The organism is Vibrio sp. MACH09 (assembly GCF_033238805.1).
Classification (GTDB): Bacteria; Pseudomonadota; Gammaproteobacteria; order Enterobacterales; family Vibrionaceae; genus Vibrio.
This window is the reverse complement of record NZ_BSFZ01000001.1, coordinates 2,313,564-2,332,571: the sequence shown is the minus strand read 5'-3', so window position 1 is coordinate 2,332,571 and position 19,008 is coordinate 2,313,564. Positions and strand designations below refer to the sequence as shown.

Here is a 19,008-nt window from a genome sequence, read left to right as displayed (position 1 = left end):
ATATGTCGAATAATTGGTTTGAATTGTACGGCTTTATAGGAAAGCTGACCACTTTTGTGTTGTAACTTGGTTATTATCTTACTGACTTAATATTTATAGGAATATGAAATGAAACGCGCTGTCATCACTGGTATGGGAATTGTCTCTAGTATCGGTAATAACGTTGAAGAAGTATTGGTATCGTTAAAAGAAGGCAAATCAGGCATAAACGCATCTGAGCAATTTAAAGAGATGGGCTTACGTTCTCAAGTATGGGGTGACTTAAAAATCAACCCTGCAGAACATATTGACCGCAAAAAAATGCGTTTTATGGGTGATGCAGCCGCATATGCATATTTATCAATGGAGCAAGCGATCGAAGATGCAGGCTTGCCAGAAGATGTTGTGTCAAATGACCGTACCGGTATTGTGGTCGGTTCAGGTGGTGCATCTGCCATCAACCAACGTGTTGCGGTAGATACTCTTCGTGAAAAAGGCGTTCGTCGTGTTGGACCTTATATGGTTCCGCGTACCATGTCTTCAACAACATCAGCTTGCTTGGCGACACCGTTTAAGATTCGTGGTGTTAACTACTCTATGAGTTCTGCATGTGCAACCTCTGCTCACTGTATTGGTCATGCTGTGGAACTGATTCAACTAGGCAAACAAGACGTTATTTTTGCCGGTGGTGGTGAAGAGCTCGATTGGACTCAGACAATGATGTTCGATGCGATGGGTGCATTATCGACAAAATATAACGAGACGCCGGATATTGCCTCTCGTACATACGACGCCGATCGTGACGGTTTCGTTATTTCTGGTGGTGGCGGCATTGTCGTTATCGAAGAGCTAGAGCACGCATTAGCGCGTGGCGCAAAAATTTATGGTGAAGTCGTGGGTTATGGCGCAACATCTGACGGCTACGATATGACTGTTCCTTCAGGTGAAGGCGCGGTACGTTGTATGAACATTGCGATGCAAGATGTTGATAGCGTGGATTATGTGAATACTCACGGTACTTCAACACCTGTTGGTGATGGTAAAGAGTTAGAAGCGATTCAAGAAGTGTTTGGTGGCAACAGCCCAGCCATTTCTGCTACTAAAGCGATGACTGGTCACGCTCTAGGCGCTGCTGGTGTACATGAAGCTATCTACTCAACCCTGATGCTAGACAACGGTTTTATCGCACCAAGTATCAATATTGCTAATCTTGATGAAGCGGCTCATGGTTTAGATATCGTGACAGAAAAACGCGATACTGAGCTTAAGACCGTTATGTCTAACAGCTTTGGCTTTGGTGGTACAAATGCCACTTTGGTCATAAAAAAATATGAAGCTTAATCCGTAAAGGAGAGCGAAAAGTTTCCAGAATCGATCAGTTATACTGATCTACAGACGCAAACATGTTCCTTTGAGAGCGGAATATGTCCTTTTGTTCTGGAATTTGCCCGGCTACTTAGGTAGTCGGGCATTTTTATCTGCAGGTATAATGTGTACAATCGCCATTATTCAAACATAATTAACTCTTTTCTATGAAAATCCTTATTGATGAAGCCATGCCTTATGCTGAGGCGCTATTCAGCCAACTAGGTGAGGTCATTTGCAAACCTGGCCGCACCATTCAAGCCGAAGATCTACAAGATATTGATGCGTTAATGATTCGCTCGGTAACGAAAGTGAATGAGTCCTTATTAACTCATGCCAATAAACTAAAATTTGTAGGCACGGCAACCGCGGGAATGGACCACGTTGATCAAGCGTTATTGAAAGACAAAGGCATATTCTTTACGGCTGCTCCGGGCTGCAACAAAGTTGGTGTCGCAGAGTATGTAATAAGTGTCGTCATGATTCTGGCTCAGCAAAAGGGTTTCTCCATATTTGATAAAAAAGTGGGTATTGTCGGTGCCGGTCAAGTGGGCAGCTATTTGGCAAAGTGTCTTGAAGGTATTGGTATAGAGGTTCTGCTAAATGATCCGATTAAACAGTTAGAAGGGGATCCTCGTCAGTTTGTTTCGCTCGATGTTTTGCTTGATAGCGCTGACATTATTACCTTACATACCCCCATTACCAAAGAGGGGGATTATCCGACGCATCACCTTATTGACTCTGCGAGATTAGAGGCCATGCGTGGTGATCAAATACTGATAAATGCTGCTCGCGGTCCTGTGGTGGACAATGCAGCATTAAAGCAGAGGTTGATTACAGGTGATGGCTTTAGTGCCTCGTTAGATGTGTTTGAGTTTGAACCAAAAGTAGATTTAGAACTTCTGCCTTACTTGGATTTTGCAACACCGCATATTGCTGGCTATGGCCTTGAAGGTAAAGCGCGTGGGACAACCATGATCTACAATTATTACTGCCAGTTTATGGGTGAGTCACAAAGAGCGGATGCTAATTCGTTGCTTCCAACTGCTCCTATTCCTAAAGTGGAACTGGATAGAGCCTGGAATGAAGCGACACTGCAAAATTTAATTCAATTGATCTATGATGTGCGGCTTGATGACGCAATATTTCGTAGAGAAATAGGGAAAGAAGGTGCATTTGATCAAATGCGTAAAAACTATTGGGACAGAAGAGAGTATAGTGCAATTCAATTAACTGGAAGTGACGAGTGCAATCTCGCGCCTTTAGCTAAATTAGGTTTTCAAATTGAGGGTAAAAAATGAGCCAAGAATTTAATGTCGCCGTATTTGGAGCTACTGGAGCTGTCGGTGAAACCATTGTTGAAATATTACAGGAAAGAAAGTTTCCAGTTGGCAATATTTACCTATTAGCAAGTGAGCGTAGTGAAGGTAAAACCTATCGTTTTAATGGCAAAACAATCAAGGTGGAAAATGTCGAGCACTTTGATTGGTCACAAGTTCATATTGCGCTTTTCTCCGCTGGTGGGGAACTGTCTGAGAAATGGGCCCCAGTTGCCGCAGATGAAGGTGTTGTGGTTATTGATAACACGTCACACTTCAGATATGACTACGATATCCCTCTCGTTGTGCCAGAAGTGAATCCGGAAGCGATAGCGGAGTTTCGTAACCGTAATATCATCGCTAACCCTAACTGTTCAACGATTCAGATGTTGGTTGCGCTAAAGCCTATTCATGATGAAGTGGGTATTGAACGTATAAACGTATCCACATATCAATCCGTCTCTGGAGCAGGTAAATCAGGAATTGATGAGCTTGCAGGTCAAACCGCCAAACTGTTAAATGGTGTGCCGGCAGAACCTGACGCGTTTAGCCAACAAATTGCATTTAACTGCATTCCACAAATAGATACTTTTATGGAAAATGGCTACACCAAAGAAGAGATGAAAATGGTGTGGGAAACCCAAAAGATTTTCAATGACCCTTCTATTATGGTGAACCCTACTTGCGTACGTGTGCCTGTTTTTTATGGCCACGCGGAATCTGTTCACGTTGAAACCCGTTCTCCTATCGACGCGAGTCATGTAGTACAACTGTTGGAACAAACGGAAGGGATTGAGGTTTTTCATGATGCAGAGTTTCCAACTCAAGTTGGTCACGCTGGCGGAAAAGACCACGTTATGGTGGGTCGAATTCGTAATGACATAAGTCACCATAGCGGCGTCAATTTATGGGTGGTAGCGGATAATGTGCGAAAAGGCGCAGCCACAAATGCGGTGCAAATTGCAGAACTGCTAATCCGCGATTATTTTTAATAACCGCGTTTTCCAACAATATTAAAGAGTAAAGCTGGCTTTTATCTAAGGAGCCAGCTTTTATTTCACTCCTTTTGATAAAGTCGTCAATGTAGTTTCTGTAAGCATTCACGACAAAAACATGTGAATTTTTGTACAAAAATCAAATAAACAAGCGTTCCAACGCATTTTTTTCTCTAATATCTATAGTTTTCCCCTCGTTATCCGATATATTTACCAGATCAGTTATATTTTTTAGAACGCACAAAGACGAGCATTTATATGTCCCATTTTCTAAAGCGTCTTATTACGCCTTTAGCGTTACTTGCAACAGTACAAATTCATTCTGCATCGGCAGAAGGTATTCGACTTATCGGGCCTGATGGAAAAGTTCAATCATCACCTCAATATAATCAATCCATTATTCAAAACCGCTCGACTCAACAAAGTCAACCCGCCAACTATTATGGCCCAACGGGTCAAAATGAGACGCTTTGGTCTATTGCGACAAAGCTACGACCAAATACTCGTTTATCTGTTCAACAAACCTTGTTAGCAATATACAAGCTCAATCCTCAAGCTTTCGCTGATCAAAATATTCACGAATTAATTCCAGGCAGTCGTTTAAGAGTGCCATCACAAAGCCAAGTTCAGGCAGAGAATGTTAATGAGGCGATAAACCTTCTAAAAGTGCATCAAGATAGGTTAACCGACAACACCATAGCTGAGCCTATCCCAGAGCAGCCTGCCACCTCTGAAGTGAATTTGGTTCCAGTAAAACCACCTAAAGTGACGTCAGAGTTACTGGATAACAAAGCGCCGACCACAGAACCGACTACGGAAACAAAACCTACGGATAAGCCAGAGCCAACAGAAGCGGCTCAGCCAATGATGGCGGAAAAAGCAAAATCTGGCGTAGAAGTTAACAAACTAAAAGAGAAGTTAACGGAGTCCAACAGTGAGTTAAGTGCGCTGGAAGAGAAAAATCACAAGCTGCGCTTAATGTTGTCGGACGTGCAATCAGAAGTCGGCAACCTAAAAGATGAGCTTAGTGATGAGAACCGCATCCGTAATGAAGTAGAGAAACTACTAGAAGAAGAGCGGATTAAGAAAGCAGATATAGAGGCAATGAAGCCTAGTCAGCTGGACCTGTTGCTGGCAAATACTTGGTTTGTCGTGCTACTTGCGCTGATTCCCGGATTGTTGTTTGTTCTTATCGTCGTTCTTATATTAACTCGCCGAGGTGGAGCACCACAGGAAGCTGAGGAAGAGATGCCTGTGCAATCAGATGTGGTGACACTTCTTGATGACGACGATGATATCGACCTCGACTCTGATATTGATGAAGAGGTCTCCATTGATGATGACCTGTTTGGCGATGATTCAGATGAAAATATCTTTGATGTTGATGAAGATGAAGACGAGGAAGAAGAGTCGGATATCTTTGCCAGCTTAGACGATAGCGATCTTGACTTTAATTTAGATGATGGTGATGGCGAAGATCCATTTGCGAGTATCGCTGACAATGGTGATTTTGATGGTGATCAAGCTGACGACGAGTTAGAAGAGAGCGCTAACGGTATTAGTGTCGATGGCGATGAGAAAGCGCTGGGTCTAGAAGAAATGGAGCGGGCTCTAGATGACGATAACACCATTTTACCAGATGACATTGAGAATGAGTTTGACCTCTCTGATGACAGCGAAATGTCACAAGCAGAGCTTGATGAACTTCTCTCCTCTGATGATGAGACGGAAGTGTTGGATGGCGATTCCCTTGACCAAGATGATTTAGACAGCCTATTTAATAATCTTGGTGAAGACGCGGATGGAGATGCCGATAGCGATGAGGAAGAGTCACATGTTGACTTCGATTCCCTCCTATCAGAAAGCGAAGACTCAGACGATTTTGACTTATCTGATGATAATGCTGACGATCTTTCTACTGGCAGCCAAGACGATATTGATGATCTGTTTAACCAAAACAGTACCGAGCTGCTTGATGATATCTCTGAACAAGAGCCAGCAACGGAAGAGTTGGACAGTGATACGACCGATTTGCTAGATGAACTGCTTCAGGAAGAGATGGATAGCAGTAGTGACGAAGCAGGTCATGAAGTTGAAGCAGACAGTGATGGAGAACTGGCAGACAACAGTACCGATTTACTGGATGAACTTCTTGAAGATGAATTAATCGCTGATGACGAAGATGTCGCGGCACTAGCAGAAGATAGTACCGATTTATTAGATGAGTTTCTTGATGATGAGTTAACGAGTGACTCTGAAGAGCTAGATGAGTTAGCGGAACTATCAGAACAGAGCACAGAACTGTTAGATGAACTGCTTGGTGATGAGTTAACCAGTGATAGCGAACAACTGGATGAGTTAGCTGAACTGTCAGAAGAGAGCACTGAACTGTTAGATGAGCTGCTTGGTGATGACTTAACCAGTGATAGCGAACAACTGGATGAGTTAGCTGAACTGTCAGAAGAGAGCACTGAACTGTTAGATGAGCTGCTTGGTGATGACTTAACCAGTGATAGCGAACAACTGGATGAGGTAGCCGAGTTATCAGAAGAGAGCACCGAACTGTTAGATGAGTTGCTTGGTGACGATTTAACCGGTGATAGCGAACCGCTAGATGAAGTAGAAGAGCTCTCAGAAAATAGCACCGAGTTGTTAGATGAACTGCTTGGTGACGATTTAGTCGGTGATAGCGAGCAGTTAGATGAGGTAGCAGAGCTATCTGAAGATAGTACAGAATTGTTAGATGAATTGCTCAATGATGAAGTGGATTCATCAACTGCTGACGCAGCGATATTGGATGAGCTTTTAGATACAAGTGTGTCGGATAAAGAGACTGTGAGTGCAGATTCAGCTTCTGAATCTAATGATGTTCAGTCACCAGACACTGATAGCACTAGCGATGATGCAGAACTTGTTGATGACGGTTTTAATTTCTCTCCACAAATTGAAGGCTCTGAAAATGTCGAGCAGATAGAAACATTAGAAAATGTTGACGATTATCTCGCGGAATTAGATGAGCTTTCAGGGGACGGGGACGTTCAAGCAAAGGAAGAAGGCGCGACAGTTGACGAGGTCGCAGAAGTAACAGCAGAACCCGAGACAGAGCAAAACCAAGCAGTGGCAAATGAGTTTGGTGTTCCTCAAGATGAAGATTGGATTTTTGATGATGAAGAGAGTCAAACTCCTGCAGAGCCAGAGCCAGAGCCAGAGCCAGAGCCAGAGCCAGAGCCAGAGCCAGAGCCAGAGCCAGAGCCAGAGCCAGAGCCAGAGCCAGAGCCAGAGCCAGAGCCAGAGCCAGAGCCAGAGCCAGAGCCAGAGCCAGAGCCAGCCGATTTAGAAGACGCTGCCGAGAGTGAGCTGGAACAGACAGAGAAGTTTGAAGAAGCCGAAACAACAGAAGCTGATGATTCGCTGGAAATGGAGAGTTCGCCTGATGAGCAATTAGAAGCGCCATTAGAAAGTGATGAACCTTCGCAACCAGAGTCCGCAGAAGCTGATGTTGATATCGATGAGTTAATTTCGGATGACTCTGAAGAGAGTCCTGTTGAGGTTGATGAAACTCAGTTAGAGAGCGTTGAAGAGCCGGCATCAGAGAGCGAGTTGCTTGATGAGTCGCTATTGCAAGAAGCTGCAGAATCTGTCGAACCTGTTGAGCAGGGTACAGCCGATGATTCAATGATGTCAGAAAGCATCGAGTCTGAGCTTGAGCAGCCAGAAGAGCTGGACATTACTGAATTAAATGAAGCAGAGCTGTCTGACGCTGATGAGCAAGATGTAGATGCTAGCGAACGTGAAGCGATTGAAAGTGACTTAGACAATGTTACTGAACCTGAACCTGAGTTTGAAGCTGAAACAGTGGATGACTCTCAAGAGCAGTTATCTGAGCTGGACATATCTGATGATGAAGTTGGTGACGAGACTAAAGAGCATGTGCCAGCTGATTCAATTGACGCGGAAGAAATTGAGTCTGAGCTGCAAGACGATCTAGGATCCGAACAACCTAATGAAGTTGAGTTGTTAGGTGAAGATGAGTTCGAAGCAAATGAACATACTGCTATTGAGAATGACTTAACGGACGACCTCATTGAAGATGTTGAGGCAGTAGATGTTGAAGAAACAGAAGCTGAGAGCGATGAACTTGAACAACCTCTAGAGCAGTCCGAAGAGTTAGATGAGCTGATTGAAACCGATTCACTAGATGAAGAGTTACCACCGCTATCTGAACCTGAAATGGATATCACCGATGATGAACTTGGTGAATATACCGAGGAGCAAGCCGTTGCAGACTCAATTGATGAAGATAGTATTGAGTCTGAGCTAGAGCTACAGGAAAAGCCGGAATTAAGTGACAACGAACTTGATTCGATGGATCACGACTTGGATGAAGCTCTTCTTGATGCAGAACAAGTAGAAACTGAGATTGATGCATTTGATGAACCTTTAGAGCCGTCTATTGATGAATCGCTGCAACAGCTAGGTTCTGAACAGTCGGTTGTAGAGCCTGAGATTGTAGAAGCTGACGTTGACGAGCCCGAAGTTGATGAAGCCGTAACCGAGAAATCAATCGCTCAAGAATCGTCATCAGAGATGGATTTAGAGCTAACCGATGATGAACTTGGTGAATTTACGGAACAACAGGCATTAGCTGACGCGTTTGACTCGGCCAGTATCGAATCAGAATCAGAGCGAACGAATGATCTTGATATCGATGAGCTAAGTGAACTAGAGGAATTAGATGAGTTAGGCGAGCTAGATACAAGTGCATTAGATATAAGTGAAACAGATGACAATCAATTTGATGAGCCTGCCGATGAGCTTTCTGAAGCTGAATTAGACCTTGAGCAGGAGCAACAGCTAGAGCAAGAAAATGAGCCAGCATTATCAGATGATGAATTTGGTGAGTTTACGGAACAACAGGCATTAGCTGACGCGTTTGACTCGGCCAGTATTGAATCAGAATCAGAGCGAACGAATGATCTTGATATCGATGAGCTAAGTGAACTAGAGGAACTCGATGAGTTAGGCGAGCTAGATACAAGTGCATTAGATATAAGTGAAACAGATGACAATCAACTTGACGGCCTTGCCGATGAGCTTTCTGAAGCTGAGTTCGAGGTTGAGCAAGATTCGTTACTTGAGCAAGAAAATGAGCCAGTATTATCAGACGATGAACTTGGTGAGTATACTGAAGAACAAGCGTTAGCTGACCTTGAAAATGATGATATTGAACCAGAGATGGATCTGCCAGAAGCTGAACCATTGCAGCTTGAACAAAAGGTTGGCTTAAGTGTTGAAGAGCTTGGTGAGTATACCGAACAACAAGCGTTAGAAGATGCATTTGGCTCTGAAGATGCGTTTGCTTCTGAAGACACTTTGGATTCCGAAGACCTAAGGCAAGAGACGGAATCCAATGGGTTGGCTGAAGAGTTGCCTAGTGAGCAAGAAAGTGATGATGTTACTCACGATACCATTCATCATGATGAATCTCAGTCTATGGCTGAGCTACTTTCAGAGCAAAGTGCGCCCGTTACGGCAGTGCCGGAACAAGCGCTTGATAGCGAAACTATTGATAGCGCGGGCATGGATCTTGATGCAATGCTCGATGTTGGTGGAGAAGACTGGAACGGATTCAGTTTGTCAGCAGAGCAACAGGCAGACATATCCAATGACATTCCTGATGATCAAAAAGATATCTGGGGTGAGCACTCGAGTGAACCCACCATTGATGAAGAGGATTGGAGTGAGCAGCCTGATGTTGGGCATGAAGAGGATATCGCCGGCCAGTACATGAGTGTTGATGAGTTAATGGCGCAATCAGAGCTGGAAAGTGATGATGATATTGATCCAGATGAGGAAGAATTAAATCTAGATGTTGGCTTAAATGAGTTCCCTGATGTAATAGGAGAGATCAACCAACTGGATGTAGATTCAAACTCGGAAGCCGCCGGAAAACTCGATTTGGCTAAGATCTATATCGAAATGAATGATGAAGAGGGCGCTATTCGTCTATTAGAAGAAGCTATCGTTTATGGTGATGATGAAATTCGCCAGCAAGCGAAAGAATTAATAGACAAAGTGAAACATTAATAGCAGAACAGAGAACGGCACCGTAACCATAACCAATAAAGCTTATCCTTTGGGAGAGTATTTTGACGTTACTTAGGTACAACAGGTGTCGTTTTTTTGTTCTGTCACTGTTTAAAAATAGCCTTACAAGTCTCAGAACTCTGTTTCTTACCAAAGATAATTGTTTAATTTATTGATATTTAACTGCTTTTTATTTGTTTCTTTCAGGCTTTTCTATCTTTAACTGAAATTATATACTGCTCACCCTTTAGAAAACGAACTTGGTCAATACGATGAGAATTGCTCTAGGCATAGAATATAATGGAACACAGTATTCTGGTTGGCAGCGTCAAACACACGTGAATAGTGTCCAGCAAGAGCTTGAGAGAGCGCTGTCTATAATTGCGACACAGCCGATAGAAGTGCAGTGTGCAGGTCGAACAGATGCGGGTGTTCATGGTACAGGTCAAGTGGTTCATTTCGACACCGACGTTATTCGTAAGCCTGTTGCATGGACAATGGGAGTGAATGCGCAACTGCCTGAAGATATTGCTGTTCGTTGGGCTAAAGAGGTCTCAGAGGATTTTCATGCTCGTTTTAGCGCTACCGCCCGACGTTATCGTTACATTATTTTCAATCACACCCTAAGGCCGGGGATTCTAGCAAATGGTATTAGCCATTATCACGGCGAGCTCGATGCAGAAAAGATGCATGAAGCGGGTCAGTTCTTGTTAGGTGAAAATGACTTTAGTTCCTTTAGAGCATCACATTGCCAGTCAAATAGTCCTTGGCGAAATATCATGCACTTAAATGTCTCGCGACAAGGGCACTTTGTCATTATTGATATTAAGGCTAATGCTTTCGTACATCATATGGTAAGAAATATTACGGGTAGTTTAATTAACGTTGGTAAAGGTCAACAGGAGCCAGAGTGGATTGAGTGGCTCTTACAGCAGAAAGATCGAAAGCTTGCAGGGGCTACAGCCAAAGCCGAAGGGCTCTATTTGGTTGATGTGGATTATCCTCAACTATTTGATTTACCAACAGAACCAATCGGACCGTTATTCCTTCCTGACAATTTGAACTAGACCCATGTTTAAGGGAACTTAATCAATAGATTGTGTTCCAAATTTGTTAGCGAGAGTGATATACCTTGCTCTCAAAAATAGGTACAACCAGTTTTTTGTCTACAGATAAGAGAAACTGTGCTTTAATCTCAGCGCATTTTATTGAATTATAACTCTTTCGCCATGTGGCGAGGGAATCAAAGAAAAAGGTCTTCCATGAGTTGGCTTGAAAAAATATTAACCAAAAGCAGTATTGTAAGTTCCCGTAAAGCGTCTATTCCTGAAGGTGTGTGGACCAAGTGTACCTCATGCGAACAGGTGTTATACCATGCGGAACTTGAGCGTAATTTGGAAGTATGTCCAAAGTGCGATCATCACATGCGTATGAAAGCGCGTCGTCGTTTAGAAACTTTTTTAGATGAAGGCTTACGTGAAGAGCTGGCAAATGATCTAGAGCCGGTAGATAAGCTTAAGTTTAAAGACTCAAAGCGTTATAAAGAACGTATTGCATCAGCACAAAAAAACAGTGGCGAGAAAGACGCTCTGGTTGTGATGAAAGGCGAGCTATTAGGCATGCCAATTGTGGCCTGTGCTTTTGAGTTTTCATTCATGGGTGGCTCTATGGGTTCTGTGGTGGGTGCACGCTTTGTTAAAGCGGTTGAAGCAGCCATTGAGAATAAATGTGGTCTAGTTTGTTTTTCTGCTAGTGGTGGTGCGAGAATGCAAGAAGCACTAATGTCTCTTATGCAGATGGCGAAAACCAGTGCGGCGTTAGAAAAACTCTCAGCAGAAGGACTGCCATTCGTATCAGTCATGACAGACCCAACTATGGGTGGCGTTTCTGCTAGTCTGGCAATGCTAGGTGATATTAATATTGGTGAACCTAATGCGTTGATCGGATTTGCTGGCCGTCGAGTTATTGAACAGACTGTGCGTGAAGATTTACCTGAAGGCTTCCAGCGAAGCGAGTTTTTACTTGAGCACGGTGCGATTGATATGATCGTCGATCGACGTGAAATGCGTCAACGTGTTGGTGGATTAGTTGCAAAAATGACCAATCACACTTCTCCTTTGGTTGTCTCTGTTGATGATTCTCCCAAAGAAGAAGAATACACAGTACCCGTAGCCGAAGAAAAAGAGTAAAGTACTCATTAACGTTAACCGCTTGATGTGATCAATAGTTAAATGAGTCAAAAACAAATCCCTCAAGCCACATCGTCACTGCCGATGTGGCTTGATTATTTAGAAAATATCCATTCCAGTGCGATTGATCTTGGACTACAGCGCATTAGCCTTGTTGCCAAGAACGCGAACTTAACCAAACCTGCTGAGAAAGTAATTACAGTTGCGGGAACAAATGGTAAAGGTTCAACGTGCGCCATCCTAGAAGCTATATTGATTGATGCTGGCTATTCAGTCGGTGTTTATAGCTCTCCACACCTTATTCACTATAATGAACGCGTCAGAATTAATGGCAAAATGCTACCTGATGCTATGCATTGCCAAGCTTTTGATTATGTTGAATCGATTCGAGAAGAGACCAGCTTAAGCTTCTTTGAGTTTGGTACACTCGCAGCGTTAAAACTTTTTCAACAACAGAAGGTTGATGTCGTTTTATTAGAAGTGGGACTAGGAGGCAGACTAGACGCCACCAATGTGGTTGATCATGATGTCTCGGTCATTACCAGTTTAGCGATCGATCATGTGGATTGGCTTGGGGATGATATTACCGTAATTGGCCGTGAAAAAGCAGGCATATTTCGTCAAGGCAAACCTGCTATATGTGGGCAGCCTGATGCGCCTATATCGGTTGCTGAATATGCCGATGAAGTTGGCGCAAAACTGTATCAAGTCGGCTTCCATTTTCAGTACCAAGAAAAAGAGAATGAGTGGGACTGGCAGAGTGGCGCATTTGATTTAAATCACCTGCCAAAGCCAAATTTGCCAATGGCAAATGCCGCAACCGCTATTATGGCGCTAGGAGTGGCAGAGCTTGATATTTCGGATGTTAACATCGTTAATGGTTTAAACAGCGCTAAGCTTGCTGGAAGAATGCAAACCGTTTCAACCTCTCCAACAGTGGTGTTAGATGTTGCACACAACCCGCACTCTGCTGGCTACCTCGTGGAGCAAGTAAAGTTACGTTACCCTCAGCGTCATGTTCACTGCGTAATCGGGATGTTGCACGACAAAGATATTCAGGCAACGGTTGAAGCATTAGAGCCTATTGTTGATCGTTGGTATCCCGGCTCACTCGATGGGCCAAGAGCCGCGAGTGCAGAAGAGTTAGCAAAGTACCTTCCAGCTAATAACCAAACATTTTCAACACCAACGTTGGCTTACAAAGAGGCGATAGCCTTGGCGGAGAAAGATGATGTGGTGTTAGTGGTGGGGTCGTTTAGAACGGTAGCTGAGATACTGGTGTATCTGCAGTTACAAAGGAGTCCAAATGGCAACTAGATTTCAGAGCCGACTGGTAGGCACCATCATATTGGTTGCAGCAGGTGTTATTGTTCTTCCAGATCTGCTTGATGGTGAGAAAAAACACTATAAAGAAGAACTGGCTGCTATACCGATTAAGCCGGATGTGAATACAGAAATTGAGTCTTTTGAAATTCTTGAGCCTGTTGAAGTGCAAACGGCGCTGCCAGACTCTCCTGTACAGGAAGATAGCAGTAAAGAAAATATAAAAGATGAAGTGGCAGTCACTGTTGTTGATATTGTAGAGAATAATCAATATCAAGATAGCGCATGGATTATTCAGCTCATGGCGTTAAAAAATGCTGAAAATGCGAAAACACTTGTCGCTGACTTGCAAAAGCGAGGCTATCAGGCTCATACAAAAAAAGAGAATACATTTACTCGAATTATCATTGGCCCTGATACATCAAAAGCTAAGCTTGAGAAGCAGGTAAAAGAATTGCAAAAAATCACTGGCTCAAAAGGCCAATTGATGAAATTTAAGCCACTTAACCCATAAGAAAACGTTTGCGTCAGCGTTTTTTCTGTTAAAATGCGCGCCAACTCGAAGATACTATGCAAATGATTTGGATCGATTTTGTTATTTTAGCCTTGATCGGGCTATCGGCTTTAATCAGCTTAATTCGCGGTTTTGTTAAAGAAGCCTTGTCTCTTGTTATCTGGTTCGGAGCGTTTTTTATCTCCAGTCAGTTTTATGAGAAATTAGCGGTTTACTTTACCAATATACAAGATGAAATGTTTCGTAAAGGGTGCGCTATCGCGGCACTCTTTATTGCAACCTTAATTGTGGGTGCTGTTATAAACTATGTCATCGGCCAATTAGTACAAAAAACAGGTTTATCCGGTACAGATAGAGTACTGGGTGCGGTGTTTGGATTACTAAGAGGTGTGTTGATCGTTTCGGCATTGCTGTTTTTTATGGATGCATTTACGTCATTTCCCGGGGCTCAGTGGTGGAAGGACTCCCAGCTCATCCCGGAATTTAGCCGAATTATTGCCCCTTTCTTTGAGCACTTACGAGAAACATCAAGCTTTTTATCTGGTGCTGTTTAGCACCATTTTATGAACATTGAGGGTTAACACATGTGTGGTATTGTTGGAATCGTTGGAGCATCGCCTGTCAATCAGTCAATTTATGATGCCTTAACAGTGTTACAGCACCGTGGCCAGGATGCCGCCGGTATTGTTACCATAGAAAGCAATCGTTTTCGTCTGCGGAAAGCGAATGGATTAGTAAGAGATGTGTTTGCCGCCAAGCATATGCAAAGGCTACAAGGGAATGTTGGCATTGGGCATGTTAGATACCCAACAGCAGGGAGCTCTAGTGCTTCTGAAGCTCAACCGTTTTATGTTAACTCGCCATTTGGAATTACCTTGGCTCACAACGGTAACTTAACCAACTCTGCTGAAATCAGAGATAAACTGTTTGAGAAAGACCGCCGACATATTAATACCACCTCTGACTCTGAAGTATTATTAAATGTTCTCGCTCATGAGATTGATACTGTAAAAGGTAATGTGACTTCTGAAGATGTCTTTAGAGCGGTAACCAATGTACACAGAACGATTAAAGGCGCCTATGCGGTAGCTGCCATGATTATTGGACATGGTATGATCGCATTTCGAGATCCCAACGGTATTCGACCTCTCTGTCTAGGAAAAAGACAACAAGGGGAGCGGACTGAATATATGGTTGCATCTGAGTCTGTGGCGCTAGATGCAGTAGGCTTTGATTTTGTCCGTGATGTTGCACCTGGCGAAGCGATTTATGTTACTTTCGAAGGGCAACTGTTTACCCAACAGTGTGCCGATAATCCTCAGCTAAACCCTTGTATATTTGAATACGTATACTTTGCTCGCCCTGACTCATTTATCGATAAAATCTCCGTTTATAGCGCTCGTGTGGAAATGGGTAAAAAGTTAGGAGACAAGATTCAGCATGAATGGTCAGATCTTGATATTGATGTGGTAATACCTATTCCTGAAACTTCATGTGATATTGCACTACAGATAGCGCAAATTATGGAGAAACCATACCGACAAGGTTTTGTAAAAAACCGCTATGTTGGTAGAACCTTCATTATGCCGGGTCAAACACAGCGGAAGAAATCGGTACGTCGCAAGCTAAACGCGATTCGTTCTGAGTTTAAAGGCAAGAACGTATTGCTTGTTGATGATTCGATCGTTAGAGGAACCACTTCTGAGCAGATCATTGAAATGGCGAGAGAAGCGGGAGCAAATAAGGTTTATATGGTTTCTGCGGCGCCTGAAATTCGTTTCCCGAACGTATATGGTATTGATATGCCAAGTGCCAATGAATTAATTGCTCATGGTAGAGATTCCGATGAGATTGCTAAATTGATTGGTGCAGACGCACTGATTTATCAGTCACTAGAAGATCTTATTGCCGCGGTTGGTCTGGGTAACATGGATATTAGCCAATTTGAAGCATCCGTTTTTAATGGCGAATATGTCACTGGTGATATCGATCAGAAGTATTTAGACTTTTTAGAATCACTGCGTGGAAATGATGCAAAACTGCAAAAAGATATTCAGCAAGATTTAGCCAGTTTAGAGCTCTACAATGAAGACGCTTAAACATCATGGCTTGTAAGTGATTATGTATAGATAAAAAATAACCCGGATTATCCGGGTTATTTTTTATTAATGATTGTAATGAGTCACAAAGTCGATCAGTAAGCGAACTTTTTCTGGTTGATGATCTTTATGGTTATAGAGCATATAAATATCCCGCGGGTTTGCGCTCCATTGATCTAATACTCTAACGACATCCCCCCTCTCAAAATACTCAACCAGCATAATGTCTGGCATCAGAGTGATTCCCAAACCGCTAGCGGCTGCTCGTCGAACAACATTTAAAGTGTTTGCCTCAAATCGTGCTTTATCATTGTTAATGACCGTTTCACCATCCGTGTTGGTCAGTTGCCACTTCATCAGTGGGTGACCTTTTAATAATGAGTGTTGAGTTAGGTCGTCAGCATGTTCTAGCGGTGCGCCGTTATTGGCTAAATAATCAGGGCTTGCAACTAATATATCTTTTACTGAATCAATTTTGCGAGCAATAAGACTGGAGTCTCTTTGAGGGCCAACTTTAAAAATAATATCCCATTCAGTTGGATCTATTTGATCGGCTTTATTGCTCATAGTGAGTTCAATATTAATGTCTGGGTATTGCGCCATAAAATCGCTAAGCATCGGTAAAATAAGACGCTTAGTTAAATTTGAAGGAGCGGAAATACGCAACTTACCCGCGGCGCCTCTACAATCATCCGTGATCTCTTCAGTTGTGGTGGATAATCGTTTTAATAATGGCGAACACTCTTGATAAAAGCGCTCTCCAGCTTCCGTTAAAGAGAGTTTACGAGCGTGGCGATTGAGCAGCCTCAGGTTTAAGGAGTCCTCAAGTGCCTGAATACGTCGAGTAATCGTCGCGACAGGGATTAATGTTTTACGAGAAGTAGCGGTATAGCTACCATTTTCAACTACAAGCCTAAAAAGGTTCAAATCGTCAAATTTCATGAAAAATACAGACTTCCAATATACGAATTAGACCAATTTAACCCTAAGTAGGTATATTTAGTTTGCTTTGTATCAATTTGTTGTTGTGTTTTTAAACAAAACTGTAGGTTTTTTGCTATTTTATTAATATATTAATTAATTACTCGGTAGCACATGTTGTATTAATTACGATTGGCAACTACCTTTTATAGGGAAAAACAAAAATTATAAAGATGTCCTCAGACCTATTTACGTGAGGTTTATATGGTTACTAATACAGCCGAGAGTGATCAGTTGGTGCAAGATAGTGAGCTCGACAGTAAAACGGTAATGTTGGTAGATGATGATGCCGTATTTCGTCGTTTCATCTCAGCAGTGTTAGAAAAAGAAGGGTATAGCGTTGTAGAAGCAGAACATGGTTTAGATGGGTTACAGCAGTTAAGAGAGCATGTTCCTGATATCATCATCTGTGACATTTCTATGCCAATACTCGATGGTATTGAGTTTGCCGAAGAGGTAAGTTGGGAATACCCTGACATACCAATGATCGTTGTCTCAGCCACCGATGACATGTCAGACGTAGCGAAAGCGTTGCGATTTGGTATAAAAGATTTTCTAACCAAGCCTATTACTATTCCGAACCACTTAATGTCCGCTATCGCTAATATCTTGGATGATGATTCAAAGCACTCGTCTATATCCCGTGATTTTTCCAGCCAATGGTTTCGTGTGGGCGAGCAGGGAGACATTCCGGAAGACAACGAACTGCATTGGCATTTGAGTTACTTAAAAGACAATCCTAATGCAGCAAGAGAGCTTCTAACTGCATTGTTACCAAATCGCGACAGCAAACAAGGCGACTGGCATTGCAGTTATAATTTGTTGCAATCATTAGAGTCCATGCCTCTGGTGTTTGACTATGCGTGGCTTATTGATGGTCAGTTCGCTTTTTATCTGGTGGACTCGACGGCAGATGATGGCTGCGGTGTCGGCAGTGCTCTGCTGATTCGAGCACTATTCAACGACTGCCTTCGTCACCAAGAGTTTGCGGTAAAAACCACTGACTTTGTTGCGAGGTTAGAGCAAGGAATAGAGTGCACGGAATGTGCTGCTAAAGTCGGTGCTATATTTGGTGTGGTTGATATGACAGATTGCAGCATCGAGATCATACCTGCCGGATTGGAAGCAATTTGGACAGATGGTCAAAAAAGTTTTCATATTCTTCCCGGTAATAAACTGGGGGATTCGTGTGTTGATAATGATGTACTTAAGTCTTTGCCAGTGGGTGTTAATAGCAAATTAACCCTTGCTAATATTGGTGTGAGTCATTTTAATTTGGAGATTCGTCAAAAAAGCAAATGATTGCTGCTTTATTGGCCTAGTGGATCTGTTTTTTGTGCGAGTAGTCAGGTTTTTTGTAACATAGCGGCAGTTTGAACGTTTGCGTTGCTTTCCCTTATTGCCCCCGCAACAGAAAATCACTAACATAATGAGGAAGTGTGCCCACTCTTCGGAGTGGGCATTTGTTTTTTATGCGCGCCAAAATCTGCAAGCTCTGCGATCATTGGCGACTTTTTTAAAGCGCTCGCGTTACTCAAGATAATGACAAAAACAAATTTGAGTATACAAACGCTGGCATCACAACAAATAAATGACTATGACAACTGAAACTATTTCACTGATTAAATCAAGTATCAAATCCATTGCTGACTATCCGAAACCAGGTATTTTGTTTCGCGATGTAACAAGCCTTATGGAAGACCCAAAAGCTTATCAAGCAACGATTCAGCTACTGGTTGAGAAGTACAAAGACCAAGGTTTTACTAAAATCGTTGGTACAGAAGCTCGTGGTTTCTTATTTGGCGCGCCTTTAGCGTTAGAACTTGGCTTAGGCTTTGTTCCAGTGAGAAAACCTGGCAAACTGCCTCGTGAAACCAAATCAGAATCTTATGAATTGGAATACGGTACTGATACTTTAGAAATACATGTTGATGCAATTTCTGAAGGCGATAAAGTACTGGTTGTTGATGATTTACTTGCTACTGGCGGTACAATCGAAGCAACGACAAAACTAATCCGTCAACTTGGCGGCATCGTTGACCATGCAGCATTCGTTATAAACCTACCTGAAATTGGTGGTGATAAGCGTCTAGAAGCTTTAGGTCTTGATGTATACAGCATTTGTGACTTCGAAGGTCACTAAACCGTCTCGGAAAT

12 protein-coding genes and 2 pseudogenes are annotated in these 19,008 nt (G+C 42.8%); 13 read left to right on the top strand and 1 reads right to left on the bottom strand.

Going from position 1 to position 19,008, the window contains the following annotated elements; all coding sequences use genetic code 11:
* The first annotated feature begins 108 nt into the window (after nt 1-108).
* The 11 genes and pseudogenes from fabB to purF all read left to right on the top strand — a co-directional run bounded on the left by fabB (nt 109) and on the right by purF (nt 15,870).
* Nucleotides 109-1,320: a beta-ketoacyl-ACP synthase I gene (fabB, locus tag CHJ_RS10335; protein ID WP_317917628.1), complete on the top strand. Its 1,212-nt coding sequence runs from the start codon at nt 109-111 to the stop codon at nt 1,318-1,320.
* 191 nt (nt 1,321-1,511) lie between these two features.
* Entirely contained in the window at nt 1,512-2,645 is a 1,134-nt protein-coding gene (locus tag CHJ_RS10330) for a 4-phosphoerythronate dehydrogenase (RefSeq protein ID WP_317917627.1), read from the top strand.
* A complete protein-coding gene (locus tag CHJ_RS10325; protein WP_171752125.1) occupies nt 2,642-3,655 on the top strand; it encodes an aspartate-semialdehyde dehydrogenase in 1,014 nt (337 codons plus the stop codon). The genes CHJ_RS10330 and CHJ_RS10325 overlap by 4 nt, the downstream gene beginning before the upstream one ends.
* 261 nt (nt 3,656-3,916) lie before the next feature.
* Nucleotides 3,917-9,745, top strand: a complete 5,829-nt coding sequence (locus CHJ_RS10320) for a FimV/HubP family polar landmark protein (protein ID WP_317917626.1) — start codon at nt 3,917-3,919, stop codon at nt 9,743-9,745.
* Nucleotides 9,746-10,017: 272 nt separating this feature from the next.
* On the top strand, nt 10,018-10,812 hold the full coding sequence (gene truA / locus CHJ_RS10315) for a tRNA pseudouridine(38-40) synthase TruA (protein ID WP_171752127.1): 795 nt from the start codon (nt 10,018-10,020) through the stop codon (nt 10,810-10,812).
* Nucleotides 10,813-11,007: 195 nt separating this feature from the next.
* Complete coding sequence (gene accD, locus CHJ_RS10310) at nt 11,008-11,934, top strand: acetyl-CoA carboxylase, carboxyltransferase subunit beta (protein ID WP_171752128.1); 927 nt, start codon at nt 11,008-11,010, stop codon at nt 11,932-11,934.
* Nucleotides 11,935-11,976: 42 nt separating this feature from the next.
* Nucleotides 11,977-13,251 (top strand): bifunctional tetrahydrofolate synthase/dihydrofolate synthase, encoded by a 1,275-nt coding sequence (gene folC / locus CHJ_RS10305; protein ID WP_317917625.1) that lies wholly within the window; start codon nt 11,977-11,979, stop codon nt 13,249-13,251.
* Nucleotides 13,241-13,453, top strand: a pseudogene (locus CHJ_RS24135) (cell division protein DedD); the annotation flags it as partial. The gene folC and the pseudogene CHJ_RS24135, both read left to right, overlap by 11 nt.
* 30 nt (nt 13,454-13,483) lie before the next feature.
* Nucleotides 13,484-13,771: pseudogene (locus CHJ_RS24130) on the top strand (SPOR domain-containing protein); the annotation flags it as partial.
* Nucleotides 13,772-13,833: 62 nt separating this feature from the next.
* Entirely contained in the window at nt 13,834-14,325 is a 492-nt protein-coding gene (locus CHJ_RS10295) for a CvpA family protein (protein WP_171752193.1), read from the top strand.
* Between the two features lie 30 nt (nt 14,326-14,355).
* Nucleotides 14,356-15,870, top strand: coding sequence for an amidophosphoribosyltransferase (purF, locus tag CHJ_RS10290; RefSeq protein ID WP_171752131.1), 1,515 nt, complete (start codon nt 14,356-14,358; stop codon nt 15,868-15,870).
* A gap of 66 nt (nt 15,871-15,936) precedes the next feature.
* On the opposite strand, the gene CHJ_RS10285 is transcribed toward purF, so the two are convergent.
* Nucleotides 15,937-16,812, bottom strand: a complete 876-nt coding sequence (locus tag CHJ_RS10285; RefSeq protein ID WP_171752132.1) for a LysR family transcriptional regulator — start codon at nt 16,810-16,812, stop codon at nt 15,937-15,939.
* A 243-nt stretch (nt 16,813-17,055) separates the two neighbouring features.
* Here CHJ_RS10285 and CHJ_RS10280 point away from each other — a divergent pair, with 243 nt between their 5' ends.
* Together CHJ_RS10280 and apt are read left to right on the top strand one after the other, a co-directional pair.
* Nucleotides 17,056-18,153: a response regulator gene (locus CHJ_RS10280; protein ID WP_317917623.1), complete on the top strand. Its 1,098-nt coding sequence runs from the start codon at nt 17,056-17,058 to the stop codon at nt 18,151-18,153.
* A gap of 295 nt (nt 18,154-18,448) precedes the next feature.
* Nucleotides 18,449-18,994: an adenine phosphoribosyltransferase gene (apt, locus tag CHJ_RS10275; protein ID WP_171752133.1), complete on the top strand. Its 546-nt coding sequence runs from the start codon at nt 18,449-18,451 to the stop codon at nt 18,992-18,994.
* Nucleotides 18,995-19,008: the final 14 nt, after the last annotated feature.

Coding starts and splice junctions, on each gene's coding strand:
- fabB (WP_317917628.1), top strand. CDS start 109: ATGAAACGCGCTGTCATCACTGGTATGGGAATTGTCTCTAGTATCGGT.
- CHJ_RS10330 (WP_317917627.1), top strand. CDS start 1,512: ATGAAAATCCTTATTGATGAAGCCATGCCTTATGCTGAGGCGCTATTC.
- CHJ_RS10325 (WP_171752125.1), top strand. CDS start 2,642: ATGAGCCAAGAATTTAATGTCGCCGTATTTGGAGCTACTGGAGCTGTC.
- CHJ_RS10320 (WP_317917626.1), top strand. CDS start 3,917: ATGTCCCATTTTCTAAAGCGTCTTATTACGCCTTTAGCGTTACTTGCA.
- truA (WP_171752127.1), top strand. CDS start 10,018: ATGAGAATTGCTCTAGGCATAGAATATAATGGAACACAGTATTCTGGT.
- accD (WP_171752128.1), top strand. CDS start 11,008: ATGAGTTGGCTTGAAAAAATATTAACCAAAAGCAGTATTGTAAGTTCC.
- folC (WP_317917625.1), top strand. CDS start 11,977: ATGAGTCAAAAACAAATCCCTCAAGCCACATCGTCACTGCCGATGTGG.
- CHJ_RS10295 (WP_171752193.1), top strand. CDS start 13,834: ATGATTTGGATCGATTTTGTTATTTTAGCCTTGATCGGGCTATCGGCT.
- purF (WP_171752131.1), top strand. CDS start 14,356: ATGTGTGGTATTGTTGGAATCGTTGGAGCATCGCCTGTCAATCAGTCA.
- CHJ_RS10285 (WP_171752132.1), bottom strand. CDS start 16,812: ATGAAATTTGACGATTTGAACCTTTTTAGGCTTGTAGTTGAAAATGGT.
- CHJ_RS10280 (WP_317917623.1), top strand. CDS start 17,056: ATGGTTACTAATACAGCCGAGAGTGATCAGTTGGTGCAAGATAGTGAG.
- apt (WP_171752133.1), top strand. CDS start 18,449: ATGACAACTGAAACTATTTCACTGATTAAATCAAGTATCAAATCCATT.